25 protein-coding genes are annotated in these 26,898 nt (G+C 57.0%); 13 read left to right on the top strand and 12 right to left on the bottom strand.

Features of this window, described 5'->3' with window-relative positions:
• On the bottom strand, window positions 1-1,903 hold a 1,903-nt coding region (locus FZF01_RS05080), incomplete at its 3' end, for a Kelch repeat-containing protein (RefSeq protein ID WP_223825399.1).
• A gap of 333 nt (window positions 1,904-2,236) precedes the next feature.
• Between FZF01_RS05080 and FZF01_RS05075 the strand changes: the two genes are divergently transcribed.
• Window positions 2,237-3,493, top strand: coding sequence for a glycerophosphodiester phosphodiesterase family protein (locus tag FZF01_RS05075; protein ID WP_150277050.1), 1,257 nt, complete (start codon window positions 2,237-2,239; stop codon window positions 3,491-3,493).
• A gap of 31 nt (window positions 3,494-3,524) precedes the next feature.
• On the opposite strand, the gene FZF01_RS05070 is transcribed toward FZF01_RS05075, so the two are convergent.
• The gene (locus FZF01_RS05070; RefSeq protein ID WP_150277049.1) at window positions 3,525-4,085 is read right to left on the bottom strand and encodes a Tar ligand binding domain-containing protein; all 561 of its coding nucleotides are present in this window, start codon (window positions 4,083-4,085) and stop codon (window positions 3,525-3,527) included.
• Between the two features lie 496 nt (window positions 4,086-4,581).
• Between FZF01_RS05070 and FZF01_RS05065 the strand changes: the two genes are divergently transcribed.
• On the top strand, window positions 4,582-6,048 hold the full coding sequence (locus tag FZF01_RS05065) for a spinster family MFS transporter (RefSeq protein WP_150277048.1): 1,467 nt from the start codon (window positions 4,582-4,584) through the stop codon (window positions 6,046-6,048).
• A 62-nt stretch (window positions 6,049-6,110) separates the two neighbouring features.
• Here the strand turns inward: FZF01_RS05065 and FZF01_RS05060 are convergent, their stop codons facing one another.
• Both FZF01_RS05060 and FZF01_RS05055 read right to left on the bottom strand, forming a co-directional pair.
• Window positions 6,111-6,731: a hypothetical protein gene (locus tag FZF01_RS05060; RefSeq protein ID WP_150277047.1), complete on the bottom strand. Its 621-nt coding sequence runs from the start codon at window positions 6,729-6,731 to the stop codon at window positions 6,111-6,113.
• A gap of 197 nt (window positions 6,732-6,928) precedes the next feature.
• Entirely contained in the window at window positions 6,929-7,180 is a 252-nt protein-coding gene (locus FZF01_RS05055; protein ID WP_223825398.1) for a hypothetical protein, read from the bottom strand.
• Between the two features lie 225 nt (window positions 7,181-7,405).
• Here FZF01_RS05055 and FZF01_RS05050 point away from each other — a divergent pair, with 225 nt between their 5' ends.
• Window positions 7,406-8,485, top strand: coding sequence for a flavin monoamine oxidase family protein (locus FZF01_RS05050; protein ID WP_150277046.1), 1,080 nt, complete (start codon window positions 7,406-7,408; stop codon window positions 8,483-8,485).
• Between the two features lie 24 nt (window positions 8,486-8,509).
• Here the strand turns inward: FZF01_RS05050 and FZF01_RS05045 are convergent, their stop codons facing one another.
• Window positions 8,510-8,935, bottom strand: a complete 426-nt coding sequence (locus FZF01_RS05045) for a hypothetical protein (protein WP_150277045.1) — start codon at window positions 8,933-8,935, stop codon at window positions 8,510-8,512.
• Complete coding sequence (locus tag FZF01_RS05040; RefSeq protein WP_150277044.1) at window positions 8,932-9,951, bottom strand: sensor domain-containing diguanylate cyclase; 1,020 nt, start codon at window positions 9,949-9,951, stop codon at window positions 8,932-8,934. The genes FZF01_RS05045 and FZF01_RS05040 overlap by 4 nt, the downstream gene beginning before the upstream one ends.
• Before the next feature lie 293 nt (window positions 9,952-10,244).
• Between FZF01_RS05040 and FZF01_RS05035 the strand changes: the two genes are divergently transcribed.
• The 3 genes from FZF01_RS05035 (at window position 10,245) to FZF01_RS05025 (ending at window position 12,711) form a co-directional block, all read left to right on the top strand.
• Window positions 10,245-10,682, top strand: coding sequence for a LexA family protein (locus FZF01_RS05035; RefSeq protein ID WP_150277043.1), 438 nt, complete (start codon window positions 10,245-10,247; stop codon window positions 10,680-10,682).
• Window positions 10,675-11,946 (top strand): translesion error-prone DNA polymerase V subunit UmuC, encoded by a 1,272-nt coding sequence (gene umuC / locus FZF01_RS05030; protein ID WP_150277042.1) that lies wholly within the window; start codon window positions 10,675-10,677, stop codon window positions 11,944-11,946. Before FZF01_RS05035 ends, umuC begins: the two co-directional genes overlap by 8 nt.
• Window positions 11,947-12,105: 159 nt before the next feature.
• On the top strand, window positions 12,106-12,711 hold the full coding sequence (locus FZF01_RS05025; RefSeq protein ID WP_223825408.1) for a class I SAM-dependent methyltransferase: 606 nt from the start codon (window positions 12,106-12,108) through the stop codon (window positions 12,709-12,711).
• 21 nt (window positions 12,712-12,732) lie between these two features.
• Here the strand turns inward: FZF01_RS05025 and FZF01_RS05020 are convergent, their stop codons facing one another.
• Window positions 12,733-13,968 carry an HD-GYP domain-containing protein gene (locus FZF01_RS05020; RefSeq protein ID WP_223825397.1) on the bottom strand — a complete coding sequence of 412 codons (1,236 nt, stop codon included), beginning with the start codon at window positions 13,966-13,968 and terminating at the stop codon, window positions 12,733-12,735.
• Window positions 13,969-14,298: 330 nt separating this feature from the next.
• Here FZF01_RS05020 and FZF01_RS05015 point away from each other — a divergent pair, with 330 nt between their 5' ends.
• Window positions 14,299-14,700, top strand: coding sequence for an antitoxin Xre/MbcA/ParS toxin-binding domain-containing protein (locus FZF01_RS05015; RefSeq protein WP_150277040.1), 402 nt, complete (start codon window positions 14,299-14,301; stop codon window positions 14,698-14,700).
• Entirely contained in the window at window positions 14,694-15,392 is a 699-nt protein-coding gene (locus FZF01_RS05010; RefSeq protein ID WP_150277039.1) for an RES family NAD+ phosphorylase, read from the top strand. The genes FZF01_RS05015 and FZF01_RS05010 overlap by 7 nt, the downstream gene beginning before the upstream one ends.
• Before the next feature lie 37 nt (window positions 15,393-15,429).
• Here the strand turns inward: FZF01_RS05010 and FZF01_RS05005 are convergent, their stop codons facing one another.
• Window positions 15,430-15,696: a hypothetical protein gene (locus tag FZF01_RS05005; RefSeq protein ID WP_150277038.1), complete on the bottom strand. Its 267-nt coding sequence runs from the start codon at window positions 15,694-15,696 to the stop codon at window positions 15,430-15,432.
• A gap of 148 nt (window positions 15,697-15,844) precedes the next feature.
• Between FZF01_RS05005 and FZF01_RS05000 the strand changes: the two genes are divergently transcribed.
• The 4 genes from FZF01_RS05000 to rarD all read left to right on the top strand — a co-directional run bounded on the left by FZF01_RS05000 (window position 15,845) and on the right by rarD (window position 21,938).
• Window positions 15,845-16,246 carry a MerR family transcriptional regulator gene (locus FZF01_RS05000; protein ID WP_150277037.1) on the top strand — a complete coding sequence of 134 codons (402 nt, stop codon included), beginning with the start codon at window positions 15,845-15,847 and terminating at the stop codon, window positions 16,244-16,246.
• Between the two features lie 20 nt (window positions 16,247-16,266).
• Entirely contained in the window at window positions 16,267-18,702 is a 2,436-nt protein-coding gene (locus FZF01_RS04995) for a heavy metal translocating P-type ATPase (protein WP_150277036.1), read from the top strand.
• A 173-nt stretch (window positions 18,703-18,875) separates the two neighbouring features.
• Entirely contained in the window at window positions 18,876-21,008 is a 2,133-nt protein-coding gene (locus FZF01_RS04990; protein ID WP_150277035.1) for a hybrid sensor histidine kinase/response regulator, read from the top strand.
• Between the two features lie 21 nt (window positions 21,009-21,029).
• A complete protein-coding gene (rarD, locus tag FZF01_RS04985) occupies window positions 21,030-21,938 on the top strand; it encodes an EamA family transporter RarD (RefSeq protein WP_150277034.1) in 909 nt (302 codons plus the stop codon).
• Here rarD and FZF01_RS04980 read toward each other — a convergent pair.
• The 3 genes from FZF01_RS04980 to FZF01_RS04970 are packed head-to-tail and all read right to left on the bottom strand — an operon-like array spanning window position 21,933 to window position 25,229.
• The gene (locus FZF01_RS04980) at window positions 21,933-22,871 is read right to left on the bottom strand and encodes an alpha/beta fold hydrolase (RefSeq protein ID WP_223825396.1); all 939 of its coding nucleotides are present in this window, start codon (window positions 22,869-22,871) and stop codon (window positions 21,933-21,935) included. The genes rarD and FZF01_RS04980 overlap by 6 nt on opposite strands.
• A 46-nt stretch (window positions 22,872-22,917) precedes the next feature.
• The gene (locus tag FZF01_RS04975; protein ID WP_150277033.1) at window positions 22,918-23,733 is read right to left on the bottom strand and encodes an SDR family NAD(P)-dependent oxidoreductase; all 816 of its coding nucleotides are present in this window, start codon (window positions 23,731-23,733) and stop codon (window positions 22,918-22,920) included.
• A 17-nt stretch (window positions 23,734-23,750) separates the two neighbouring features.
• Complete coding sequence (locus FZF01_RS04970) at window positions 23,751-25,229, bottom strand: flavin-containing monooxygenase (RefSeq protein ID WP_150277032.1); 1,479 nt, start codon at window positions 25,227-25,229, stop codon at window positions 23,751-23,753.
• Between the two features lie 82 nt (window positions 25,230-25,311).
• On the opposite strand from FZF01_RS04970, the gene FZF01_RS04965 reads away from it, so the two are divergent.
• Window positions 25,312-25,956 carry a TetR/AcrR family transcriptional regulator gene (locus tag FZF01_RS04965; protein ID WP_150277031.1) on the top strand — a complete coding sequence of 215 codons (645 nt, stop codon included), beginning with the start codon at window positions 25,312-25,314 and terminating at the stop codon, window positions 25,954-25,956.
• 69 nt (window positions 25,957-26,025) lie between these two features.
• On the opposite strand, the gene FZF01_RS04960 is transcribed toward FZF01_RS04965, so the two are convergent.
• Window positions 26,026-26,712 carry a DUF2059 domain-containing protein gene (locus FZF01_RS04960; RefSeq protein WP_150277030.1) on the bottom strand — a complete coding sequence of 229 codons (687 nt, stop codon included), beginning with the start codon at window positions 26,710-26,712 and terminating at the stop codon, window positions 26,026-26,028.
• Window positions 26,713-26,898 lie beyond the last annotated feature (186 nt).

Here is a 26,898-nt window from a genome sequence, read left to right as displayed (position 1 = left end):
CGATGGTCAGACTGCTCGGCGCACGTTGAATCTGCGGGCGGTCACTGCGCATTGCGTAGGGCGGCGTGTAGATCTCGAAGCTCGGATCACGGCCGTCATAGGGGGCCAGTCCCAGGCCCTGCAGGTCCACAAAGGTCAGGTAGGCGGTGTTGATCGGCGAGTGACCGGCAACCATTACACGACCGTCTTCCATGAGCACGGCTGTGTTGTGATAGGTGCGGGCCCGGTGACCAGTGGCCATCTCTGTCCATGTACCGGTTTCTGGGTCGAAGCGCTCTGCGGTACGGATAGGACCCTCCAGCCCTGGGCCTACTACACCGTCCCGGTCGCCGCCGCTGAATACGGTAACGCTGCCGTCAGGCATTAGCACATTGGTGCCGTACCAGCGTGGCTGATTCAGAGGGCCTGTGAGACGGGACTCATAGTCGATCTGATCACCATTGGTGCTGATGCGATCGATACGACTCTGGGCAGTGGGCAGATAACCGCCCGGGTTGGTCAAAACACCATAACTGGGCACCCCTCCCGCGGTGAGCAGTTCGATGTCGGTGTATTCCCCGTTGGCATTGGGCTTGAGCGGCAGCATGGTGGACGAGGTTGACCCACGCATGCCTCCGGCAATAGCCATCTGCAAGCTTTCGTCAGACACGCCGAGATCCAGACCGTTTTCTATGAGCGTCTCGGGGGCGGAGAGCACATCGCCGAGGAAGGAGGTTGCCTGCGAAAGGGACAGGTTGCTGATGTTCAAGGTGCTGCCGAGCTGGCCCAGGCCGACCTCGTCCAGCCGAAGCGGCAGTCCGGCATAGCCAATGTCCGTCCAGCGCTGCGTGGCGGGGTTATAGCTGGCGGTGATATTCCACAGCGCCTGGTCGTAGCCTTGACCAAAGGGATTGAAGGCCTGGCCGCCGGCGTTGTAGAACACGTGGCCGTTGGGTAGCAGGTGCATCCGTGGATACAGCGGAAACGATCGGTCTGCGGTTGTCGGGTTCAGCGTCCAGGTCCGGGTACACGGATTGTACGTTTCGGTTTGAACGACGTTGCGCCCGCTGTTGATCGGATCTTCCGGGTAGACCGGTTTGAGCAGCTTGGTTACGCCGCTGGCAACGAACACGTTGCCATTGCCCAGTGTCACCAGTGAGGGGTACCAGCGACCGAAGTGCATGTCACCGCTTTGAGTCCAGGTGTTGGTTTCAGGATCAAAAATGCGCGAGTTTTTTATGCCCTCTAGCTCTGCCGCGCCCAGGGGCAGGCCGTCAATGCCTGGCTCTGAATAGTAGTCGGTGCCGCCGACCGCCATGACGTTGCCGTTTGCCAGTCCGATCACGTCGGAGCAGAACAGAGCACCATCGTTGTCGCTGGTGTTGTCAGCGGTATCTATCAGACCGTCAAGAAAGGTGCCGTTTAGCAGGGTGGTGCTGTCGTTTCCATCCGGGTTGGCTCCGGCATCCAGCGGAGAGGGCTTGAGCCAGGAGGGGGTATCGTTATCGTCGAGCGACAGGACGCGGGTCTGGTCATTGACTGACACTTCGCCAAACTCGGCCACGATTGAAAGCTCGACGTTCTCGGTGCCTTCCAGGGCATTGAGATACAACAACCGTCCGTCCTTGAGCAGTGCCATGGTGCCGGCAGCCGGTTTGCATTCATCCATACCATCATTGCGTGTAATACACTTTTCATCCGTTTCGATGACCTGTCCATCCACAATGATGGTCGGCTCGGCAAAGGGGAGGCTGAAGCTACCCTTGGCGCTTGATGCTGCCGGTGTGGTGGACGTGCTGTTGGTGGAATCACTGGATGTGCCCAGAAGGCCGCCAAGCAGGCCGGCACTGACTGCTGCAGGTAGGGCTGCAAGTACCAGCAATGAACCTGTTGCGGTTACTAACCGTCTCGATAGATGGGACATTTGCTTCTCCTGATTTTGTTTTTGTTTGATGCTGTCCGCTGGAGAGGGCGGATCAGGCCCTGCTTCACCAGAGCGGCAAACCGTCTCGCTGTTCGCAACTGTCTCGGACATAAGCCATTACGGGCCGGACGCAGAAAAAGATGCACCGCGGAATAAACGCAATGTATCTTGGCGCTTATGGCGCCTTTTATATGTGTTGATAAGACGATTTATGGGCCATAAGGGATGGCTTGATGGCCTGACGAAGACAGTTGCGTGGAATGATCACTCCCATGTCATGTGGTTTGTAGATACTGAGGATATTTCCCACTTGGGCCTTGCCAGGAGGAAACCATGACAGCATGCAGATCAGGTGTAGCGATTCTGTTGGCGGGCTTATGTGTATTACCGGGTTGTGCCACTCATATCCGGGATCGGGATAGTGTCAACGACCTGAGTCAGCGGCACGCTGGTGTTCAGCTGGGCCCACGTCCGGCCTGGCTGGTGGACGACATGGATGAAGGCCCCCTCAAGGAAAGGCTCGAGCGCTGTGAGGGGAAGGGCCTGAATCGTTCGGATTTTTCCATCGGGCACAGGGGGGCGCCGCTGCAGTTTCCGGAGCACACCATGGAGTCCTATGTGGCAGCTGCTCGGATGGGTGCTGGCATTGTGGAATGCGACGTGGCGTTTACCGCCGACCGCGAGCTGGTCTGCCGCCATGCCCAGAATGACCTGCATACCACTACCAATATTGTCACCATCCCCGAATTGAACGCCAAGTGCACCCAGCCCTTTGTACCCGCGGATCCAGCATCCGGCCTGCCTGCCAAGGCTGAGTGCCGTACCAGTGACATCACTCTGGAGGAGTTCAAATCGCTGGAAGGCAAGATGGACGCCTCCAATGCCATGGCGACCACGCCCGAGGAGTACGTGGGTGGCACCGCCAACTGGCGTACCGATCTTTACGCCAGCCGGGGCAGGCTGTTGAGCCACCGGGAAAGTATCGAACTGTTCAAGACGTTGGGGGTGAAGATGACACCGGAGCTGAAGACGCCGGTGGTCGACATGCCCTACGAGGGCGATTACACGCAGCAGGATTATGCTCGCCAGATGATTCAGGACTATATCGATGCCGACGTCACGCCACGGGACGTGTGGCCGCAGTCGTTTCTGCTGGACGACGTGCTGTTCTGGGTGAACGAGACGCCTGAGTTCGGCCGCCAGGCAGTGTTTCTGGACCAGGAGGCCATTACCCCGGAAACCTCCTCGCTGGCCTATATGGAGAGTCTCAAGGCCCAGGGTGTGAGAATCATCGCCCCGGCCATCTGGAAGCTGCTTACCCTCAATGACCAGCAGGAGATGGTGCCTTCAGAGTACGCCCGGAACGCCCGTGCCGCCGGCCTGGACATGATCGCCTGGACCGTAGAGCGCAGTGGTCCGCTGGAGGAGGGTGGCGGCTGGTACTACCAGAGTGTGACCGACGCCATCAATAATGACGGTGATGTGATGAACGTGATTGACGTTCTGGCTCGGGAGGTGGGTGTGATCGGCATTTTCTCTGACTGGCCGGCTACGACTAGCTATTACGCCAACTGTATGGGTATTCATTAAGCCATACAGAAAACCGTATTTTATCGGGCCTTTACCCTTGTACCACTGCTTCAGGATGCAGCCGTTTGAGTAAATCGATACTTTTGCGATACTGCGAAAAAGCGGGTTCCAGTTCGCGGTAATACAAATGTATGGCGTCCTCGAAACGGTTGCTTTCAGCCGCCTCGAACACAGGTTTTAGCCCTTTCTCGGTTAAAGCCTGCAGGTCAGTGACGACAGTGTTGAGCAATAGCCGCTCTTGGTCGGTCACGGCAGAAGCTGAATAGGCGGTTGTAATCTCATTCAGCTCCTGCAGGTTGCGCTCGAGCTGCGGACGAAGGGATGAAAAGGGTTCGGTAATAAATTGCGCTTCCGAGTTGCTCGGATTGTATTGCACCGCAGCCCGGGCGAGCTCCCGATTCCGATTGGCGAGGTCAAGGAGCTTGTCGATTTGCAAGCGGGGGTCATGGTGCTCCTGACTAACAGAATCTGCCACCGAGCTGCTTGGACGCGCGACGTTCAGCCAGATCAGGCTGATGCCTATTATGCAGACAGCTAAAATCAGCAAAGAGAGTATCAGGCGCTTGTTGAAAGAAGTGTCTGTCGGGGTCATGGTCGGTGCTCGAAATAATGGGCTGATTGCGCCGAGTAGCACTCTGGCTACGTGTAATTGCGGCAGTCTATAAGCGTGGTCTTTGAAAAACCAACACCCAAAAGGGTGACCGGTTTGGGCTCATTACTGTTTTTCCTGGAATAACGAAATCGGTGGGCAAAATCGGGGGGCAGATTGAACATTGATGACGCATGAATTGTCTGCATAGGGTCTTTGACTGAATTTCAGTATCACTCCGCATTGATACATTGCCATTTCCTTCATGGATAGGCGTCAGGTCTTCAGGATAGCTGTCTAGCTCGCGGGCCAGACAGCTCGGCCGCTGCGCTGTTTTGTCACGCATTGGGGAAATATGACCCGTGAGTCAGACTCAAAAATTCTGTGCGGCAACGGCCCCGTTATGTGGATACACTAGCGAGCTTGGTGGGCGAGTAATATCGGCGCGCGATTACAGTCCGCGTCTACTAATAACAACGTACTTAGAAAGGAATTATCCATGAGAGGCACCACTGCCGGAGTAGGGGGAGCCCAAGGCCACTTGGTCGGCTACGGCTCCAAGTCGTACCGCAATTATGTGCTTTTTGCGCTGACACTTATCTATATCTTGAATTTCGTCGACCGCGCCCTGCTAGCGGTTGTAGGCCCCGATCTGGTGCCGGACCTCGGGATTACCGACACTCAGTTTGGCCTTCTCACTGGCTTCGGTTTCGCCTTGCTCTATACCGCCGTGGGCATTCCGCTAGCGCGCTTTGCTGACGTCGCCAATCGTGTGTGGATCATGACCGTCTGCGTGGCCTTGTGGTCGCTGATGACGGCGCTCTGCGGCCTGGCGACGGAAGTCACCATCGGCTCGGTAACCATCGGCGCGTTCTGGATCCTGCTGATGTGTCGCGTCGGCGTGGGTATCGGCGAGGCGGGCTGCACGCCGCCAGCCAACTCCCTGATCGCTGACTATTTTATCCCGCGTGAACGATCCCAGGCGCTGGGCTTCTACGCCATGGGCGTAACACTTGGCACCATGTTCGCCAACCTGATTGGCGGCTGGGTTACCGACATGTTCGACTGGCGCACCGCCTTTTTCGTCGTCGGTTTGCCGGGCTTGCTGGTCGCCCTTGTTTTCAAATTGACGGTCAAGGAGCCGCCACGCGGCTACACCGATCCGGCGCAAGCCGAGCAGAAAGAGCGCGCAAGCCTGGGCGAGGCTATCCACGAGCTGATGGGCAAGCCTGCTTTCTGGCTGATGACCGCCGGCGCCACCATTGCCGCGTTCTGCGGTTACGGTATCTCTTCGTTCCAGTCGCTCTTTCTGGTTCGCACCTACGAGATCACTGCTGGTCAGGCGGCGATATGGATCAACACCCCGGTAGCCCTGTCCGCGGCGGTAGGCACCTTCGCCACCGGTTGGCTAGCGACCAGGATCTACAAGAAGCACCCGGGCGCCATCGCCTGGGTACCGGCGATGGGCCTGACACTGTCGGTTCCTTTCTACATTTTCGCCTTCACCACTGACAACCTGCTCTACGCTGCAATCGGCCTGGTCATCGGCGGCTTTGTGAAGTACGGCTACCTGGCCGCTCAGTACACGATCGGCCAAGGTGTGGTCAGCATGCGCGTGCGCGCCATGGCCACGGCAGTGATGCTGCTTCTCGTCAACCTGCTTGGCTATGGCTTCGGCCCGCTGTTCATTGGTGCCGTCTCCGACATCTTCTTCAACTCCGGCGTCGCAGAGCTCGGGGTCGCGGCTGGCGAACTGGCGCGCAATCAGTGTCACCCCGCCGTGCTAGGTCAGCTCGACCAGAACCTGCAGGACGTTTGTGGCCAGGTCTACGCGCAAAGCCTGCAAACCTCCATGGTCATAATGGCCTGCCTGTATGCTGCCAGCGGTCTGTGCTTCCTGCTGACCTGGACCCGACTGGGCAAGGATATGGTGGACAGACAGGATGTAAAACCGGTCACTCCATAAGTGGCTAACCAGAGGGCGCATCGCGCCCTCTTTTTTTGCGCTCAGGAAAGTTGCGCGGCTGATTAATAGCGCTCTGCCCGTTGCTGGCGAATACCGCTACCGTAGTTACGGTGCTGATCGTTCCGCGGATCCCTTTGATGCTGCTGTTGCCTGGAATTGTCGAGCATGCGGTCGCGGTTACGCTCCCAATTCTCACGCTCCCGGTTACGCTGCTCCTTGTACCGCTCCTGTTGAGCGCGATAATCCGGGCGTTGGTACTGGTCATTACGCCGTTGATCGGGGCGCTGGTGCTGCGACCAGCGATCATTGTGTTGGTCGTACTTGTTGCGATCACGGTGCTGGTTGTACTTGTCGTGCCTGTCGTACCTGTCATGTCGGGGCTGCTGGCCGTGCCTGGGGTGTTGATATTGCTGCGACCACTGCTGAGAGTGCCTCGGCTGCTGACGCTGTGTGCCAGGGTAGTAGTCGTATTGCTGCACTTGACCCTGCTGGCTGTAGATGCGCGACGATTGGCCATAGGCTTGCCGGTTTGGCTGCACGACTATCACCCGTGGCTGCGCGGGGTATACCTGAGCATGTTGCGGGTGCAGGGAGTCGTTCGGGCTGGCATAGGGGTTGTTGGCACAGCCACCAAGCAACAGGCTTGAAATGCCCACAAGGGCGATACTACGAAGTATGTTCATTTGAATTGTCTCGCCTTGGGCAGACCGCATACATACCAGCGTCGGGTGCATCCTGCAGCGCGGGGATTACTCATCAGACAGTAAAATGAACATAAAAACTGCATTGTAAAGGTATCTTTACATACATTTACGCTAGCCATGCCGGTGGCTGGTTGCAGTTTCGAGTGCGGGTCGCAAGACAATACTGGCCCCCGTGTTCAGGGCCGACCGGTCTTGCGGCCGTAAATGTAAATAGCCATCGCGATGATGCCGCCGATGATCATGACGTATCCGGCGCCGCCTCCCATACCGTTCTGATTGCCGCTTGAAGCAAATGTGATGATGGCACCGAGCACTATGCTGATGATACTCATGACAAAAAGCACGATCAGACTCTTGCGTGGCTCTTTTTTTACAACTGTTTTTGGATCTTCCATATCGTCCTCACTCTTTTGCAGTTTCTCAGTCATCCACATCGCTGGGGCGCAGATGCTGTTTAGATGCCGTATTACGACTATTACCCTACTTTAGAGTGGGATTGGCTTGTGGAGTTTCTGGTTGCTGGAAATTTCCATGCCTGGGCGATTGAGTTGCAGCTTTCACTGTTTGCATTAAGATCGACGGCCTGGATTAAGCAAGGTGTCATCAGATCGTCAATCAGCCAAAGTCCATTCTTTTCCCGTCCGAGGTGATCCATGACTGAAGCAAGAATTGCCATTATTGGCGGGGGCCTGGCGGGGCTTTATGCTGCTTACCGTCTGGACCGGCTGGGTGTGGCTTTTGATCTTTTTGAAGCGCGTAATCGGCTTGGCGGTCGCATCCTTGCTACTGAATCGGGTGGCTTTGATCTTGGTCCGTCCTGGTTCTGGCCGGATTTTCAACCACGTATGCACGCCCTGGTGACTGAGTTGGGTTTGCCGGTGTTTGAGCAATACACTGCAGGAGCGACGATGCTGGAGGACCGTGCCGTCGGGGTGGTTCGGCGCGCAGGCTATTTGTCCGGCAATACGTCAATGCGTGTCGAGGGTGGCACCTGTGAACTGGTGGCTGCACTCACGGACCTGTTACCGCCGGCACATCTGCATCTGAGCGCTGCACTGAAGGCCGCGAGTCTGGACGGGCAGGCAATACGCCTCGTGTTTGCTGATACCCCGGACCCATCACAGACATACACGCATATATGGCTGGCGCTGCCGCCTCGGCTGGCAGCCGGTATCCAGTTCAGCCCCTCTCTGCCTGAGCGTGATTTGCAGATGCTTATGGCGGTTCCGACCTGGATGGCTGCTCACGCCAAATATGTTGCTCACTATGGCAAGCCGTTTTGGCGTGAGGCTGGGCTATCGGGTGACGCTTTCAGTCGCATAGGTCCCTTGACCGAGATTCATGATGCCGGAAACGAAAAGGGCGCTGCCTTGTTCGGATTTTTCGGGATCAATGCGGCTCAACGGACAGGCCTGACAGCGTCTGAGGTTAAAGCTGCCTGTCGTGCGCAACTGATGCGGTTATTTGGTGAGCAGGCAGCAGATCCTGTTGAAGATGCTTTTTATGACTGGGCGGCCGACCCCTATACAGCGACCGATCAGGACCGGGTCTCATCTGGCGAGCATGGTGCCCTGGATGCCGGCTTTGTGTTTGCCGCGTTGTGGAGAGACAAGATGCGTTTGATTGGTAGTGAGGCTGCGGTTGAGCAGGGCGGTTATATGGAGGGCGCCTTGGCGGCGGTAGACAGAGTGCTTGCGGAGATGAACCTGGCGGCAGTGGATCAGCCGAGGTAAGACTGCCGAACACTCCGAGGCGTATTATTTACCTTTTGGCCAGATCATCCGCATCAAGGCCCGCCGTCTCGGATCAGGAAAGATGATCGTATTCTCCGATTGCTGTATCGCCAGCACTTCGTCCAGTGATTGGAACAGCTTCAGGTGATCCTGAATGCACCGTGGAATCATTTCATCCCGGAGAAATCCGAGATAGGCATCCAGGCTCTGCTGATCCGTTTGCCCGGCGGCTGTAAAGCCATGCCGATGCAGAGCCTTGACGGCAATGGATTGCCACTCATCCCGGTGGCTCGTTTCAAGTCTTTCGGGGTAGGTGTACAGGTCCTGGATTTCTTTCTCGATGCTGACCACCATCTGGTCAGGCGGAAAGGAAAGCCGCATTGCCAGCAGGTCACGGATGTCGTTTAGATGCAGTTCCACCGATTGTCTGACCAACTCGACTCTGTTCATTGCTGCTCGCTGCCGGAGGCGGTTTTTCGAGCGGCTTTCTGGTCATACATTACCCGGTCGGCGCGCGCCAGCAGTTGGTTGCCGGACTCGTTAGGCAAGGCACTGACTACGCCTATGCTGGGTCCTGCGTAGTCCAGTTCAATGTCTTCGATTTTGAAACGGCCCTGCGTCAGCGATCTCAGGCGATCAGTTATTGCCTGACGCTGGCTTTCACTACTGCCTTGGGCTGTAGCGCAAAAGAACACGAATTCATCACCACCGTAGCGGGCAACAAAGTCACCTTCCCGCAGCCTGTTTGTCAGATTGGCGCTGATTTCAAGCAGAAAGCGGTCGCCGAAATCATGTCCGTAACGGTCGTTGATGGCTTTGAAATCATCCAGATCGATAAAGGCAAGGTGGGTTTGCAGTTGGTTGCGTGAGGCATTTGCCAGAGTGCGGGTGAGCTCCTGCTCCATGGCCCGGCGATTGGGTATTCTGGTCAATGGATCTTGCAGGGCGGCTTTACTGAACCGCTGATTCTCCACTTGCAGCTGGGCTATCAGGCGTTCGCGCTCTATCTGCTGGATCAGTAATCGGCCAAACATGGACAGTAATCGACGACTCCTGCTACTGATCTTGCGCTGTGAACTGCTCGCCCCGCATAGGGTGCCGTAGAGCTCACCGTCGCTGGTGCATAGTGGCTCGCTCAGGTAAGTGACAATCCCCAGCTCTCGACCGATGGCGTTGTCAGGCCATAGCTGATGCGCCGCGTCGGTGTGAATGACGCCATCATCCATGGCCCTTTTGCACAGGGTATCGCACCAGGGATTGATGCGCCCTTCAGGAATCTGCAGGCTGCTGGTGTTGTGGGTGTAAACCAGTGTCAGCTCATTTCGCTGGAGATCGACCGACGTCAGAAAAGTCGACTCCAGGTCGGTAATTTCCTGCAGTATCGCCAAAAGAGGGCGCGCAAGGCTCTCCAGGTCCTGGCTGTCAGTGATTGTAGTCGCGAGCTTATCGAGAAAATTGTCGTGCATCGTATGTCCGCTGCCTTTAAGCACTTGTCTACTATATCCAGTAGGCCAGCTTGCCAGAAATAGCGTGATGTTTATCGTATTTAAAGAATAGATTTAGTTTCGAAAAGAGATAGCAAAAATGCTGCCTCCGTGAGAGGTGGGGTCATAGCTTAGATAGCGCATCCGTGCCTGAGACTGCGTCAAGCGTCGCACGATGTTGTTCCGCCTGTCTGTCAGTTACACCTTTCTTTGACCCTCGATCCCTGATTTCGTTTACTGTATGCATATACAGCATACGTGAAAGGTTATTGAGTATGAGCACCGTCACCATTTTAGGCCCTGTGGGCATCTCCGAGAGTGAGCTGCCTTTTTTTTCCGCTCGCGTTCCGGCCGGCTTCCCGTCCCCGGCCCAGGACCATATGGAGCAGACCCTGTCACTGGATGAGCTGCTGGATATCGATGCACCGCACACCTATCTTGTGCGTGCCGATGGAGACAGCATGACGGGGGCAGGCATTCTGGATGGGGATGTGTTGGTGGTGAGTCGGGCGTTGTCCGGCCGCCATGGCGACGTGGTCATTGCAGCGATCAATGGCGAGACCTTCGTCAAGCGATTAGCCCTGCGCGGGGAGGAGGTCATTCTGCTCTCGGAGAACCCCAAATACCCTCCACGCTATGTACTAGAGGGCGATGACCTGCTGATCTGGGGCGTAGTCACCGACAGCATCCGGAGGCACCGTAGCCATGGTTGAGCAGGTTTTTGCGCTGATTGATTGCAACTCCTTCTACGCGTCCTGCGAGCGAGTATTCCGGCCGGACCTGAATCGGGTACCAATCGTGGTGCTAAGCAACAATGACGGCTGCGTTATTGCGAGGAGTGCAGATGCCAAGCCCTTTGTGAAGATGGGAGAGCCCTATCATCAGATCAAGGGTGCGTTGCAGCGCAACGGTGTTCTGGCCTTCAGTAGCAATTACGCCCTTTATGGCGATATCAGCGAGCGCGTAATGACCGTGATCGAAAGTCTTGTGCCGGCGCTCGAGGTTTATTCGATTGATGAAGCTTTTGCCGATCTGACAGGAATTGATCAGCGGGAGAAGCTGGGCCGTGAGATCCGCGCGCAGGTATTGAAGTTGACGGGTATCCCCACCGGAGTGGGCATTGCGCAAACGAAAACACTGGCCAAGCTGGCGAATGCCGGTGCCAAGCGCTGGCAAAAACAGAATGGCGGTGTGCTGGATATCTGTGATCCGCAGCGGCGCGACAAGCTGTTGAAGGTGATGCCGGTTGACGAAGTATGGGGTGTGGGCCGGCGGATGAATGAGCATTTGACTGCCATGGGGATCAAGACTGCGTGGGATCTGGCGCAGGCGGACGCCTGGTTGCTACGCAAGCAGTTCTCTGTGGTGATCGAAAAGACCGCCAGGGAGCTACGGGGTACGCCGTGCCTGGCGCTGGAAGAAGCTGCGCCCGCCAAGCAGGAAATCTGCAGCAGCCGGGCTTTCGGTCAGCGTTTATACGAAATAGAGCCTATCAGGGAGGCGGTCGCTACCTACGCTGCACGGGCCTGCGAGAAGCTGCGGGCCCAAGGATCGCTGTGTAAGCGGATTCGGGTAGCGATTCGCACCGGCATGTTCAATCCCGAGGAAGCCAAGTTTGCCAGGGGCATTGTCTGTGAATTGCCATACCCCTCCGACGATACCCGGCTGATTGTTCGCGCTGCACTGCAGGGGCTGGACGCGATCTTTCGCGCGGGTCACGCCTACGCCAAGGCCGAGATCATGCTTCTGGACTTGAGACAGCGGGGGGAGTTTACCGATGACCTCTTTGCTGAAGTGCAGCCTGTCGCCGCCGCAAAGGTCATGAGTGTGCTGGATGAAATCAACGGCCGATGGGGCAGGGGCACGCTGCGTCCGGCTCGGGTACCGATCGCGCCAGGCTGGGGTATGAAGCGGGAACTGAAAAGCCCCAGTTACACCACCAGGTGGGACCAGTTATGGTGTGCCAGCTGCAGATGATTGGTGGCTGCGCTCACTAGCCGTTGGCCATCAAGATCTCCGGCGCGTTACTCTGGGCTCTCTGCCCCTTAGGAGCCAAGCCAGTCCATGTCTGATATCCGCGACCCAAAACGCTTTGACCATGCGCAATTCGCTGGTGATACCCGTTCCAACTTGAACATGCTGGCACGAGAGACTATCAAGCATTATCAGCAGAATGCCGAAGACTTTCGCGAGGGTACCAGGGATCACGATGTGAGCCAGAACATTGATGCATTGCTGCGCAATATTCACACACCTGCACCGCTGCAGATTCTGGATTTGGGCTGTGGGCCTGGGCGGGATCTGCGTATTTTCAAGGCGATGGGGCACGTGCCGGTTGGGCTGGATGGTTGCGAGCGCTTCGTCGAGATGGCACGGCAGGACACTGGCTGCGAAGTATGGCTGCAGGATTTTCTTGCTCTGGACCTGCCAGTGCAGTGGTTTGACGGAATTTTCGCGAACGCAACACTATTTCATATTCCCAGCAGGATTTTGCCGGCTGCATTACGCCAGTTACACCAGGCCCTGAAGCCCGGCGGGGTGCTGTTCTGCTCCAACCCTCGGGGCGATGATCAGGAAGGCTGGACGGGGGATAGGTATGCCGCCTATTACCGGCTGGACACCTGGAGGGCATTTTTGCAGGCCGCGGGCTTTATCGAGATTGAGCATTACTACCGGCCGGCTGGCTTGCCGCGCGATCAGCAACCGTGGCTGGCGACGGTCTGGCGGCGCGACTCAGCCTGACAACAGCGTTCCGAGCTCGCTTCACAGGTCGGTTGGGATAAGCAACCCTTTGCGCCGGTACGCATCAATATCAATGCCGAATGCGCCGCTGCTGTGTACTTCCTTGATTCGGCAAGACTTTCCTCCGCTGTCGGTTGTGGTCAGTGCCAGGTCGATGACCACTTCCTTGCAGAGTTCCTTTTTGGTGTTGAGTACGCGTAGTATTTTCGGTCTGAGTTTGTTGCCGGGTGCGCAGCCTATGATGATGCCGACTTCACCATTTGCCAGCTCGACAATTTCGCCCGGCGGGTAGATGCCCATCAGGCGAATGAAGTGGCCGACAATGCCCTCATCGAAATGGCTGTTGGCTGAGTCATGCAGTATTCTCAGTGATTCCAGATTGGACCGTCCCTTGCTGTAGATCCGGTCACTGTTGATGGCGTCGTAAGCGTCAACGACGGCAATGATTTTGGCGAAGTAGGGAATCTTGCCGGCATCCAGGCCGCGCGGATAACCTCTGCCATCCAGGCGTTCATGGTGAGAGTAGGCGACATCGACAGTGGCGGGCGTAATCTGTTCGTTGCTCATCAACAGTCTACGGCCCTCGATGGCGTGGCTTTGCATCACACGCAGCTCTTCGGCGGTGAGGGCGCCGGGCTTGTTGAGTATTTCGCTAGGTACCTTGAGTTTGCCCACATCATGCAGCATGCCGCAGACGCCTATCTGCTCCAACTGATAAGAGGCCAGGCCCAGTTCCTTGCCGAGAGCAATGGCGAGCATGGCAACTCTCAGGGAGTGCTCGGCAGTGTAGTGATCGCTGTTCTTGATGCGGGCCAGCCATAGCATCGCTGCGGGATTGCGCAGAATGCTGTCTACGCATTCCTTGACCACGGCCTTGACCGCCGTGACGTCCAGCTCCTGGCCCAGCCTGACTGATTCGAGGATGCGTAAAGATTCCTCCCGCGCTGTATTCCAGGCGGGTGAGGCCTGTTCAATTTCGTGGCTAAAACTGATTTTGCTAATGATGGGCTGTGTGTCTACGGACTGGGCATGACTTTCGATTGTCTGCTTTTTAACGCCACGGATCCGCCTGGAATCCACCCACACGTATTTGCATATCTGCTGGAGTAAGCGAATTTCTTGCTGCTGACGAATACGGAAACCTTGGAACAGAAAACTGGTCTCTGTCCAGGGACGATCAAGCTCGACCACATACATGCCTATAGTCAGCTCGGCTACGTCGATTTTCATGCGGTCCGTTGGTGCATTATCGGACATCGGTTTTCCTGATCAGCGGCAATAGGTGCTTTTGTTATTATTAGTGATCCGGCCAAATCAGTCCCAACAGGCATTGCTCTGTAGGCGCCGGTTGTACGATTGTATTGTTTGCGCGCTGGATCGCCAAGACCTCTTCCAGGCTCTGAAACAGTTTGTTGTCGAGTTCGACAGAATGAGGGGCCGTTGTCCTCTTGAGCAACTCGGGTCAGGTCTCGGGAATTGCTTGTGCGATCTATCCATGCGCGAACAAAAATAGAGCTGTATTTATATTTGCAAATATAAAAAACCAGAACTAGTATCTGTGAGTACATTTATTTATCGAGTTATTCCATGCAAGCAGCTCCAGCTTTAAACCCCGACAAGACAGCATCGGCCACGGGTCTGCGCACCGCTGTTGCTATCCTCGACAGATGGGGCGCAACCGGGGAGCAGGGTGAGGCAATATTGCGGGTGTCGCATAGCACCTACGCGCGGGCCAAGCGCAAGGATGGCCTGGCGTCCATCAGTCTGGACCGTGACCAACTGACCCGTGTGAGCTTTGTGCTCAACATTCACGCAGCGCTGCGCACGATCTTCGACAACCCCGACAACCTCTACGGTTTTATGCGGATGCCGAACGACAATGCGTTCTTTCTGGGCCGCTCGCCACTGGAAGTCATGGGCGGGGGAGATATTGTCGCTGTATATGAAACCTTCCGCCGCATTGACGTGCTGCGTGGTAGTCAGTGGTAGCGGTACGGGATCTGCCAGTCCTGCCAGCGGGGCTGGTGCGTGGTTATCGCCTGGTGAATTCGAAGTTTCCGCCCATCGCGATATTTGATGATGTGGCCAGCGCCGATGAGTTCGAGGAGCTTTACGCGCTGCAGGCCCTGACCAATCCGCGCCTGGCGAACCAGGCAGGGCGGTTGGAGTTGATCCCCAGGGCCGACATTCCTTTTGGTATTCAGGGCTGCTCCTACGCTGCTGCGCCTTTTACCCATGTAAATCCTGATGGGTCGCGTTTCAGTGATGGATCTTTCGGTGTGCTGTATCTGGCCGACTGCATGGAAACCGCGATAGCCGAGGTGCGTTATCACCAGCAGGTCTATTGGGCGAATGTGCCGGCCCTGCGCTATGAGCGCTTTGTTTTCAGGGGGCTGACCGCGCGGTTTGACGAGGCCGGTACTCTGGATGCGCTGAGTGTTCCGTACACGGATCCGGTGTATTCGCCAACCGCCTACGACGCTGCCCGTATGCTGGGCCGCAGCGCCTTTGCCGCGGGCGCGACCGGCATTCGGTATCACTCGGTCAGGCAGGCTGGCGGCGTGTGCTGGGGTTTGCTGACCCCCAGACAGGTCTCATCTGTGGTGCAAACCGCGCATTACGAAATGATATGGAACGGGGATGTTGTCGGGGTGCACAAATTGTCGACCCGCGTAGGGTAGGCAACAGCCGGCACATTAGCCGGCTGCAGGTTGCTTGTCAGTCCTGTTCTTCGATCTCTATCTCTGAGTTGTCATCCGGGTAATCGCCGCTGTCTTCCTCTGGGCGATCTTCATCACGAACCTCCTCACGCTCGTCACGGATATTGTCCAGACCTGCGCGGTCCTCTTCGGGCTCAAGCAAGTCCCGGGAGTAGCTCTGGGCTTCTGCTTCCGTCATGTTCTCATCCTCTGCAAAGGCCGGTGATGCTATCAGCAGTGCCAGGGCCAATGCCGCAGTGGACAGTAAAGGTGTCGCTGTTTTCATGATGTGACCTCTCTTGAATACATATGAACCAGGGTTGCTGTTCTTCTTGGACAGCTCATCGGCCCGGCAAGTTCGACAAGATGCTTGACCCTAAAGTTGTCTTTAAGGTTATGGTGTAGATGTTGACCTCCAGATAGGAGAAGGATTGATGAAAACATTCAGCATCGGCGAGCTTGCGACTGCCAGCGGAGTGGCGACGCAAACTATCCGTTTCTACGAGCAGCAGGGCTTGATGCCGGAGCCGCGGCGAACCGAATCCAACTATCGGCGCTATCCCCATGAGGCTGCTGATCGCTTGCAGTTCATCGTGCATGCCAAGCAATGGGGTTTCACCCTGGATGAGGTACGTGAGCTGCTGACGCTGCAGGATGCCAACGGTGATCGCGCCGAGGCCAAGCGTATTGCCGCGGAGAAATTGCAGAAGATTCGGAGTCAGATTCAGAGCCTGCGCCGCATAGAAGCGGTGCTGGCAAAAACCGTTGATGAGTGTTCCGGCGAAGGCGCGGTTGCGGGTTGCCCGATTGTCGAAGCCATTGCAGACAATGCCTGATTACGTAGGTGGGAGTTTTTATGAGTGAGAGTATCGAAATCGGCATCAACGGCATGTCCTGCGGCTCGTGTGTGGGCCGCGTGGAACGCGCACTGGCCAGCGAGCCTGGCGTCACCAGCGCCCAGGTTAACCTGGCAACAGCAAAGGCCCAGGTGACTTTTGACGGGCAAACCGATGCGGCGGCAGTGATCCGGGCAATTGAGGGCGCGGGCTACACGCCGGTCACCCAGAGCGTGGATCTCATGGTGCAGGGTATGTCCTGTGGTTCCTGCGTGTCACGGGTCGAGAAGGCCATAGGCCAACTGGCTGGCGTGCTGCAGGCAAGCGTCAATCTCACCACCCAGAAGGCTTCGGTGACCTTTCTGCCCGAGATGGTCACGCTGCATCAATTGCACCAGGCGATACGTGGTGCGGGTTATGAGCCGCAGCAGGCCGAAACGACCGGCTCTGTGGTGGATACCCAGGATCACGAAGGCCGGGAGCTGCGTAACCGGATGCTGTTTGCTGCAGCGTTGACCATCCCCATTGTATTTATCTCCATGGGCAAGATGTTGCCTGGGCTGGATACCTTCTTTACTAGCATCATGTCCCATCGCGGCTGGATGGGGATCGAGTGGCTGTTGACCACGCCGGTGCTCTTTTATGCTGGCGCACGCTTCTTCCGCAGCGGTTTTGCCGAGCTCAAGCATTTCAATCCGGGTATGAACAGCCTGGTAATGATTGGCTCGAGCGCGGCGTATTTCTATTCCGTTGTTGCCTTTCTGGCGCCGGGTATATTCCCGGCCGGCACCGCGGGCAGCTATTTCGAAGCAGCCGCAGTGATCGTGACCCTGATTCTCTTGGGCCGCTATTTCGAGCATATAGCCAAGGGGCGTACTTCCCAAGCCATCAAGAAATTGCTCAGCCTGCAGGCCAAGACAGCCCGGGTAATACGCGACGGTGAGCCGGTGGAAATCGCGATCGAGAGCGTTGTGGCAGGGGATCGGATTCAGGTTCGGCCGGGCGATCGAATCCCGGTAGACGGGGAGGTGGAGGAAGGTCAGTCCTACGTCGATGAATCGATGATCAGTGGTGAGCCGGTGCCCGTATCCAAGGAAGTTGGCTCCGAGGTAGTGGGCGGTACCATCAACAAGAACGGTTCCCTGGTGTTCAGAGTGACGCGGATAGGCGGCGATACCGTCTTGTCGCAGATAGTGAAGATGGTCGAGCAGGCTCAGGCTGACAAGCCACCGATCCAGCAACTGGCTGACAAGATAGCCGGTATTTTTGTACCCATAGTCATCCTGATCGCAATCATCACCTTTGCGGTCTGGTACCTGTTTGGCCCCGAGCCAACGTTGTCGTTTGCCTTTGTGACCGGTGTGAGTGTTCTGCTGATCGCCTGCCCCTGCGCAATGGGGCTGGCAACGCCCACGGCAATTATGGTCAGCACCGGCAAGGGTGCGGAGATGGGTGTGCTGTTCCGACGGGGCGCCGCTCTGGAAACCCTGGCGAAGATGGATACGGTGGTGCTCGATAAAACCGGCACCCTGACCCAGGGACGCCCGGAGCTTACTGATTTCGTAGTGATGGAGGGCGATCACAATGAAGTGCTGAGCTGGGTGGCGGCTGTGGAGGCACAAAGCGAACATCCGATTGGCGAAGCCATTGTCAGCGCTGCGAAGGCTGGCGGCCTGACGCTGCCCAGCGTCTCCGGCTTCAACAACGAGCCGGGCTATGGCATCGAGGCACAGGTGGCCGGACGCCAGATTCATATTGGCGCAGATCGCTATATGGAGCGCCTGGGCATTGGCCTGGCAGCTGCCGAGGAGCAGGCAAGGGCGCTTGCACAACAGGGTAAAACGCCTTTTTATGCAGCAGTGGATCACAGTCTGGCGGTTATCATCGCGGTGGCGGATCCGCTCAAGGAGGGCTCGGTCGAGGCTGTGGCGGAACTCAAGTCCATGGGGCTGGAGGTTGCCATGCTGACGGGCGATAACCGGATTACCGCGGAGGCGATAGCGCGTCAGGTAGGTATCGAGCGTGTGCTCGCCGAAGTGTTGCCCCAGGAAAAAGCGGAGGAAGTGAAGCGTTTGCAGGAACAGGGTAAGCGTGTGGCCTTTGTGGGGGATGGCATCAACGATGCGCCCGCGCTGGCGCAGGCCAATGTGGGGATCGCCATAGGCACGGGTACTGATGTGGCTATCGAGGCGGGTGACGTAGTCCTGATGCGTGGTGATCTGCGCGGCATCGTCAATGCTGCCGCGTTATCGCGACGGACTCGCAGCACCATTCTGGGCAATTTTTTCTGGGCGTACGGCTATAACCTCGCGTTGATACCGGTCGCTGCGGGCGTGCTCTATCCGGTAGCCGGTTTTCTGCTGAATCCGATGCTGGCGGCTGGCGCAATGAGTCTTTCAAGCATCTTCGTGTTGACCAATTCGTTACGTTTGCGGCGATTCAAGCTGGATCAATAAAGTGCAATCGTGCGTCGAACCTTCGAGCGACGTTGGCGTCCCAGATATGCGCTTGAAGATCACTTTCCAGGGGGGGTGAGCTATGAACTGTATCCCCGTTGAAGGTTGTGTTCCTCTTGGGTCAATGGCTAAATTCCAGTATTTGGCTCGCTTGGTATAGATACGGTAGGCGAATGACGGATACACCAAAGGAAGATAAAGCGCAGCCGCCTTCTCCGGGTATTCAGGCTGTAACGGAAGCTGTTTCGGATGCAGGCCCGCAACTGGACCTCTGGAAAGAACTGTCTAGTGGGCGGGGCGAATATCGTCTTCGCAGGGCGTTGGATGTAGAAGCGATTGGTGTCATTTATTTCGACATGAGCGGTCGCATAATCGATGCCAATAATGCGTTTCTGGCGATGTCCCGTTACACCCGTGATGAGCTTCTCGCCGGCGACCTCACCTGGCAGCGTCTTACGCCGTCGGAGTGGATGCTCGATTCAAACAGGGCCTTTGCCGAACTCAAGGCGCGCGGCGAAACCACGCCCTACGAAAAACAATACATTCGTAAGGATGGCACCCGGTGGTGGGCGCTGTTTGCTGCGAAGAAGCTTAATGAAGACCTGGCTTTCGAATTTGTAATCAACGTTTCGGAACGCAAAGTAGCGGAAGAAGCTCTGGGCCAGAGCGAGCGCAGACTCCGTTCTCTTATCGATGCGATTCCCCAGCTGGTCTGGCGCTCTGCTGCACGCGGTAACTGGACCTGGGCCAGCGGCCAGTGGCTGGAGCACACTCAACTTACCCCGGAAAGCAGTATGGGACTGGGTTGGCTGGACGCTTTGCACCCGGATGATCGCAAGGTAGCCATGGAGGGTTGGGGCCATGCCGCATCGGACGGTGCTATCAGTTTTGATTGCCGTGTCTGGAACCCCAGTGATAACTGTTATGAATGGTTTCAAGCACGCGCCACCCCGGTGGAGGGAGATGGCGAGCATCTGATCGAGTGGGTAGGTACTTTTACCAATATCAACGAACAGATACTTGTCCGTGAGGCTTTGAGGCGGGGGCAAACCGAGCTGGAGCAGCGGGTAGCAGAGAGAACAATCGAACTGCAGCAGGCCGTCGAGGCGCTGAATACCGAAGCCTCGGATCGCCGCAAGGCCGAGGAACAGTTACTACAAAGCGAAAAGCTCAAGGCGGTGGGACAGCTCACAGGCGGTATCGCCCACGATTTCAACAATCTTTTGGCGGGTATCAGTGGCAGCCTTGAGGTGATTCACATGCGGGTCAGTTCAGGTCGCACTGAAGGGCTCGAGCGATACAGTGAAATGGCCCTGTCGTCAGTGAAACGGGCTGCGGCATTAACCCATCGGCTGCTGGCTTTTTCCAGGCAACAGTCATTGGCACCGCGCATCATTCAGCCAGCCAGAACCGTAGCCGAGCTGGAGGACCTGATAAGTCGTACTGTGGGTCCGAGTATTCATCTTGAATGTCGCCTGGGGTGCGAGGATACGATTCTTTGTGATCCAGGCCAGTTGGAAAATGCCGTGGTTAATCTGGCGATCAATGCCCGGGATGCGATGCCTGGGGGAGGTGACCTGGTCATCGAGATCAGCCATCACGTCATTGATGGCGAGCTGGCGTTGTTGCGCGATCTTCCGCCAGGCGACTATATCGGGGTTTCGGTTACCGATAACGGTGAAGGCATGGCGCCTGATGTGGCGGCCAGGGCTTTCGACCCGTTTTTTACGACAAAGAACATCAGCGAGGGAACCGGCCTGGGTCTTTCCATGGTCTACGGTTTTACCCAGCAATCTGGGGGGCAGGCAAGAATCCACAGTAAACCTGGGCTTGGCACCACAGTTACTTTGTATTTTCCACGCCAGGCGGGCAAGGAGACGGTGATTGAAGGCAAGCCGGATACCCATGAAACGCCCACGGCCCAGGGGGAAAGCATTCTGGTGGTCGATGATGAGCAGTCAGTGCGGGAACTGATGGTTGAGGTTCTGGAAGACCTGGGATATCAGGTGATAGCAGCCGTTGATGGTGCTGATGGCTTGGCACAGGCGCTGAGCATGGAATCTCTGGACGTGCTGGTAACAGACGTGGGTCTGCCCGGTTCGATGAGTGGCCGTGACCTGGCGGAAAAGCTGCGTTCCCGATTGCCTGAACTCAAGGTATTATTCGTCACCGGGTTTGCTGCGGACAAGAGCCTGGAGCAAGCTACCCGACAACCCCATACCCGTCTGTTGACCAAACCCTTCAGCCTGGATGAACTGAGCCGCCGCGTGCGACTACTTCTGGATCAGAAACACAATCTCTCCTGACCGCCCCCAATCGAGGCCTGTATGGTCGCAAAGCTTTCAGACAACAGCCAGGGCATAGCCTACGGCGTGGGTGCGTACACGATTTGGGGCTGCTTCCCCCTGTTCTTCGCCTTGTTCGAAGGGGTGCCGGCCTTTGAAGTGCTGATCCATCGCATCATCTGGTCCTGCGTATTCCTTGCCGTGGTCATCACCCTCATGCGCCGCTGGCAGCCCGTCAGAGAAGCGCTGTCCCGGCCGGGTCGGTTGGGCCGAGTGCTGGGCTGCGCTGTGCTGATTGCGATCAACTGGGGCGTCTACATCTATGCGGTGGAGACCCACCATGTACTACAGGCCAGCCTGGGTTATTTCCTGACTCCTCTGGTGAACGTCGCCCTTGGCATGCTGATACTGCGCGAGCGAATGGAGCCATTGCAGGGTGTGGCTGTTCTGCTTGCGGGAGCAGCCATACTGCTGCAGCTTGTCGTGCTGGGTACCATGCCCTGGATCAGTCTGATTCTGGCGTTGAGCTTTGGTACCTACGGCCTGCTGCGCAAACAGATACTGCTTGATGGTCTGTCGGGGCTGTTTGTGGAAACGCTGTTATTGCTGCCTTTGGCGTTGCTGGTGCTGGCGGGAATGTTTCAGATGGGGCAGTCGAGCATGGATGGCGATGTGCGCACCACTATGTTGCTGATGGCCAGTGGGGTGATTACCGCGATACCGCTTTTGGCTTTTGCCGGAGCAGCCCGGCGGTTACGGCTGGCAACTGTCGGATTTCTGATGTACATCAATCCGAGCATGCAGTTTCTGATTGCGTTGTTGGTGTTCGGGGAGTCGATTACCGGAATTCAGATAGCCAGTTTTGCGCTGATCTGGCTGGCACTGGGTCTTTACTCCTGGTCAACCTGGCGCACCCTGCAAACGAGCAGGAAGCGCCAGGCTGCTTTATAGGGCTGCCTGGCGTCGAATGAAGTCTGCAGTCACATCTGGTTGGGTAATCGGCAACATATGCCCGCCATCGATCAGCTCCAGCGCGGCATTGGGCGCTGCCGCTGCCATGGCCTCACCCTGCTCGCGGTAGTCCAGGATACGGTCCTGGCGACCATAAAGAACGGCCACCGGCAACGTCATGGTTGCGTATTGCTGCTGCATCATCGGCAGGGCATCGGGCAGGGCGTTCATGTCTTCCGAGGCGGAGATGAATTGGCTCGGACGCAAACCCAGCAAGCCGCCGCCACGTACCGGAAAGTCCTTGGGCACGCTCTCGGGGCCAAAAACAATATCCAGTACCTTTTCCCGCTGCAGGATCGACATCGGTGTGGCCAGCGTCCAGGCCACCAGACGGCGCAGCCAGGGCCAGGTGATAGCCAGCGCAGCAAAAGCCTTTGAGGTCTCCGTTGGCATGTGGGTCAAGGGTGCAACCAGTGCCAGTCGGGAAACCTTTTCGGGATGCCGCAATGCGGTGGCCAGGGCGACTGCGCCGCCAAGTGAATGACCAACAATCAACGGCTTGTCGAGCTTCAGGGCGTCGATCAGACCTGCCACCACGTCAGCCTGGACGGCCAGGGAGGCGGATGACTGTGGATGCCGTACCGAGTAACCACTGCCCGGACGGTCAATGGCAATAACCCGGTGGGTCTTGGCCATCTGACCCATGACGCTGTAGCTGAAGTTCTGCGCTACCCCGCCAAGGCCATGGATCATGAGTATGGGCTGGCCCTTGCCTTGCTCTAGGTAGTGCATGCGGTTGCCCATGATGGTGACAAAGCGGCCCTCCGGAGGAAGACCCATGCGCACACGCATGGCTACAAATAGTGTGAAGAGAAATAATCCACCTAGAAACAGAAAGAGGCAGATCAGGATAAAGCTGAATAGATAATTCACCGTTTAAGTCCTTTCCGAGGTGCAGATGTCAGGGGGCAGAGGGTCATCAGACCTTCTGCGTGGCAAGCCCTGGCAACAAACGCCAGTAGTTGACGGGCATTATGCGTTCAAGCCATGACAGTACTCTTGCGTCGTTACCAACCACCACGCGGGGTTTGTCGCGCTCAATCCCGCGCAGGATGATTTCCGCGGCCTTGGCCGGTGGCATGCGCAGCAGTTTTTCCGCCTGTTTGAGCTTGCGTGCATGCTCGGCCTGATCAACACCCTCAGGTGGGCGTGCACTGGTGGCAATGGCCGTGGCTACACCGCCGGGGTGTACCACTGTCACACCCACAGGGCCAGCCTGCAGCTCCAGGCGCAGGGCATTGGAGAAACCACGTACCGCAAACTTGCTGGCACAATAGGCGGTCTGGCCTGCGGGGGTAATAAAGCCGAACAGGCTGGAAATGTTGACGATACGGGCGGCTGGCCGCTGTTTGAGCAGGGGCAGAAAGGCGCGGGTCATGCACACCACTCCGTCAAAATTGATGCCCATGAGCCAGTCGAAGTCCTCGGTTTTGACTTCGTCAAAATTACCACCCAGGGCGACCCCGGCGTTGTTGATAATCAGGTCTACTTTGCCGTGCTCGGCCATCACCGCCTGGGGCAGGGCGGCCACAGACGCGCGATTGGCGACATCGAGCGGATGTTCACTGACCTTGACGCCGATCGCTCTTGCCTGGGAAGCGGTCTCGGCCAGGGCGGTAGCGTTTACATCGGCCAGGGCCAGATGGCAGCCGCGCTGGGCGAGGGCGATGGCCAGAGCCCGGCCTATTCCACTGCCAGCGCCGGTAAGTACTGCAACACAATCATTAACTTGCATGGCTTTTATTATCCTTTTTATTGGAACTGCATGACGCCGTCGTCAACCCGGCCGTACTGAATAGTGAGCTTGTCCTGGAAGTAATTCTGATGCACCTGCCAGGGCTTGCGGTCACCCTGTTTGGGTAGCATGCCCTCTGCGCGCTGAACATAACCGGAGGTGAAGTTGAGGAAGGGAGCGTCCTGCACATCTGCGCCACGGCGCGGCACGGCCATCTTGTAGCCATGGCGATCCATGTACTGCAGCAGGCGGCAGGTGTAGTTGGAAGTCAGTTCCGCCTTGAGTGTCCAGGAGGCATTGGTATAGCCGAAGGTCAGGATCAGATTGGGAATGTCACTGAGCATCATGCCTTTGTAAGCTGTGTGTTCACCAAAGGCAACGGGCTCGCCGTCCACGCTCACCTGTACATCACCAAGTGCATTCAGCTTGAGGCCGGTGGCAGTAATGATGATGTCGGCCTTGAGTTCCTCACCTGATGCCAGGCGGATGCCGTCCGGAGTAAAGGTGTCGATGGTGTCAGTTACCACCGAGGCGCGCCCAGCGCGAATATCATGGAACAGGTCGCCGTCTGGCACGGCGCAGACCCTCTGGTCCCAGGGCTTATAGGACGGGGTAAAGTGCTTCATATCGAGCTCTGGGCCAACCTGGGTCTTGACCATGTGCAGTAGACGCTGCTTGAACATTTCCGGCTTGTTGCGAGCGATCCGGTAAAAGAATGAGCCCAGCAATACGTTTTTCCAACGGGTCAGGGCGTGTGCCGCGGGCATGGGCACCCATTTCTGCAGGCCGCGGGCAAAGCCGTCTTCCAGCGGACGGGATACAACGTAGCTGGGTGAACGCTGCAGCATGGTGACATGGGCGGCGGTCTGGGCCAGCGCTGGTACCAGGGTTACCGCCGTGGCACCGCTACCGATAACGACCACGCGCTTGCCACTGTAATCCAGGTTTTCAGGCCAGAATTGTGGGTGAATGATCTGGCCCTTGAAGTCGGCCTCATTGGGGAAGTCCGGGCGATAGCCTTCGTCATAGCTGTAATAACCAGCACAGACCGAGAGCAGGCGCGCTTTCACCACTTCCTCATGTTCCTCACCCTGCTGGTCTGTGGCCAGGGCAGTGATGGTCCAGAGTGCTTCATCGCTGGACCAGGCGGCAGAGAGGACCTTGCGCTGGAAGCGGATATTGTTGGTGATACCCGACTCTTCGGCGATCTCTTCAATGTAGCGCTTGATGTCCGGACCATCGGCAATCGACTTGCGGTGGGTCCAGGGTTTATAGCTGTAGCTCAGCGTATACATATCCGAGTCAGAGCGGATGCCGGGGTAGCGGAACAGGTCCCAAGTGCCGCCCATGGCGGCACGGCGCTCGAGGATCTGATAGCGCTTGTCCGGGCATTGATCAGTCAAGGCGCGGGCGGCGCCGATGCCGGAGAGGCCGGCCCCGATGATAAGGACGTCCAGTGGCGAGGGCTGGAATTTTTGTTGTTGTGCTGTGCTCATGGGAATATCCCGACAATGGGTGGTGGTGACAATCTAAATTGTCATATAAGATTTGGCAATCCCTGTTGTCAGAATTCAGTTCATGAATATAACCACAAACCCAGCGCCGGCTGAAAAAAAACCTGAGCCGAAGAGACGCTATCGCGGCTCGGCTGTAGAACAGCGCAAGGCGCAGCGACGCCAACAGCTGATCGATGCGGCCATACGGGTATATGGAGAGAACGGTTACCGCCATTCGGGTGTAAAGCAGGTGTGTGATGCGGCCGGCCTGACCCAGCGTTACTTCTACGAGTCCTTCGCCCATAGCGATGAGCTGCTGATTGCAAGCTACGAGCAAGCCGCACGTTGGATGCGTGAAGACAATATGGCGGCTGCCGAAGCCGCCGGTGCAGATCCTGTGGTACGCAGCAGAGCGATGCTGTTGGCGTATTTTCAGCGGTTGAAGGAAAACCCGACCATTGCACGGTTGCTACTGATCGAGATCCGCGGCATCAGTCCCGCGGTGGACGAGGCAATTGAAAAAGCACTGGAGGCGACCAGCGATGACATCGCCCGCTTACTCGCCCGGCCCGGTCAGCGTTTTAACGGATTGTTGCAGGCGGGCATTCTGGGGGGTGTGATTCATATTGCACTGCACTGGATGGCCAACGGCTACCGCACCCCCGTAGACGTGGTCACCGACACCGCACTCAAGCTGGGCGTCTCTCTACTCGATCAGGGCCGCTAGATTCCGGACCCGGATTTGTCCAGGAACCCTGTGGTTCGTCGTGAAATACGGAGCGGCAGGTCCCAGTCTCTACAGGGTCTGGATTCGTGTGGTGGGCATAGTCTCACTGCTCTGGGTTTCAACGTTTTCATCGTTGAGCATGAGTGCTTTTTGTTGCTGGATGTACTGACGTATCAGGGCTTCGCCCAAGACTCCCGAGACCTCCAATAGCTCACGATTGATTTCAGGCTGCATCTGAATGAGCGCTTTCCCGCCGTTACTCTCAGCGAATACCAGGATCTCGGTAATTTCATCGGCATTCATCTGGCGCATCAATGCTTCATCATCAAATGGTTCGCCTGCCAACTCGGCCTGCAAAAGAGCTTGAAAGAAACGTTGTACACCGTCGTTGGCTGAAAGTTTCTCGAGCTCGACCAGTTGTGAGTAGCTGAGATGGCGCGCGTAGACCTCTGCGAACACCTGTTCGAAATATTCATCGTTGACGCCGGCAAAGGCTCGCTGTGCCAGCTCAGCCATGCCGGGCTCCTCCCTGGCTCGGGTGGCAAGGTCTTCGGCAAGACCTATCAGAGCCAGGTCGCCTGCGCCAATGTTGTGAAGAAAGCCTTTCGCAGCATTGATGTGATTCGGACTTTGCACCTCTCCACCCACCCTCATCGGGTTGTCCAGCTGAATCTGGACGGGTACCGGGGTGCTGCAGGCGGATACGAAAAGAAGGGTAAGAGCACAGATAACGGCAGCTGCAAAGGGGTGCGGCATGGATGAGTCCTTTCGCATGTTAGTCGGAGCAGGCGGTTTATCGGACATCCATGCCGCAAGGGAGGGTGTAGACAAGCGAGCGCGCTATCGCCAAATAATGCCGCAGTTCTGCATAACTGCCAAGAGCCTGGAAGGGGATAACAGGTGCCTCGAGCAAGTGGGTCGAGGTGGCCCTCGACCCTTCCG

The organism is Halopseudomonas salina (assembly GCF_008641105.1).
Note: the sequence above shows the minus strand (reverse complement) of the source record. Positions and strands in the feature narration are given on the sequence as shown.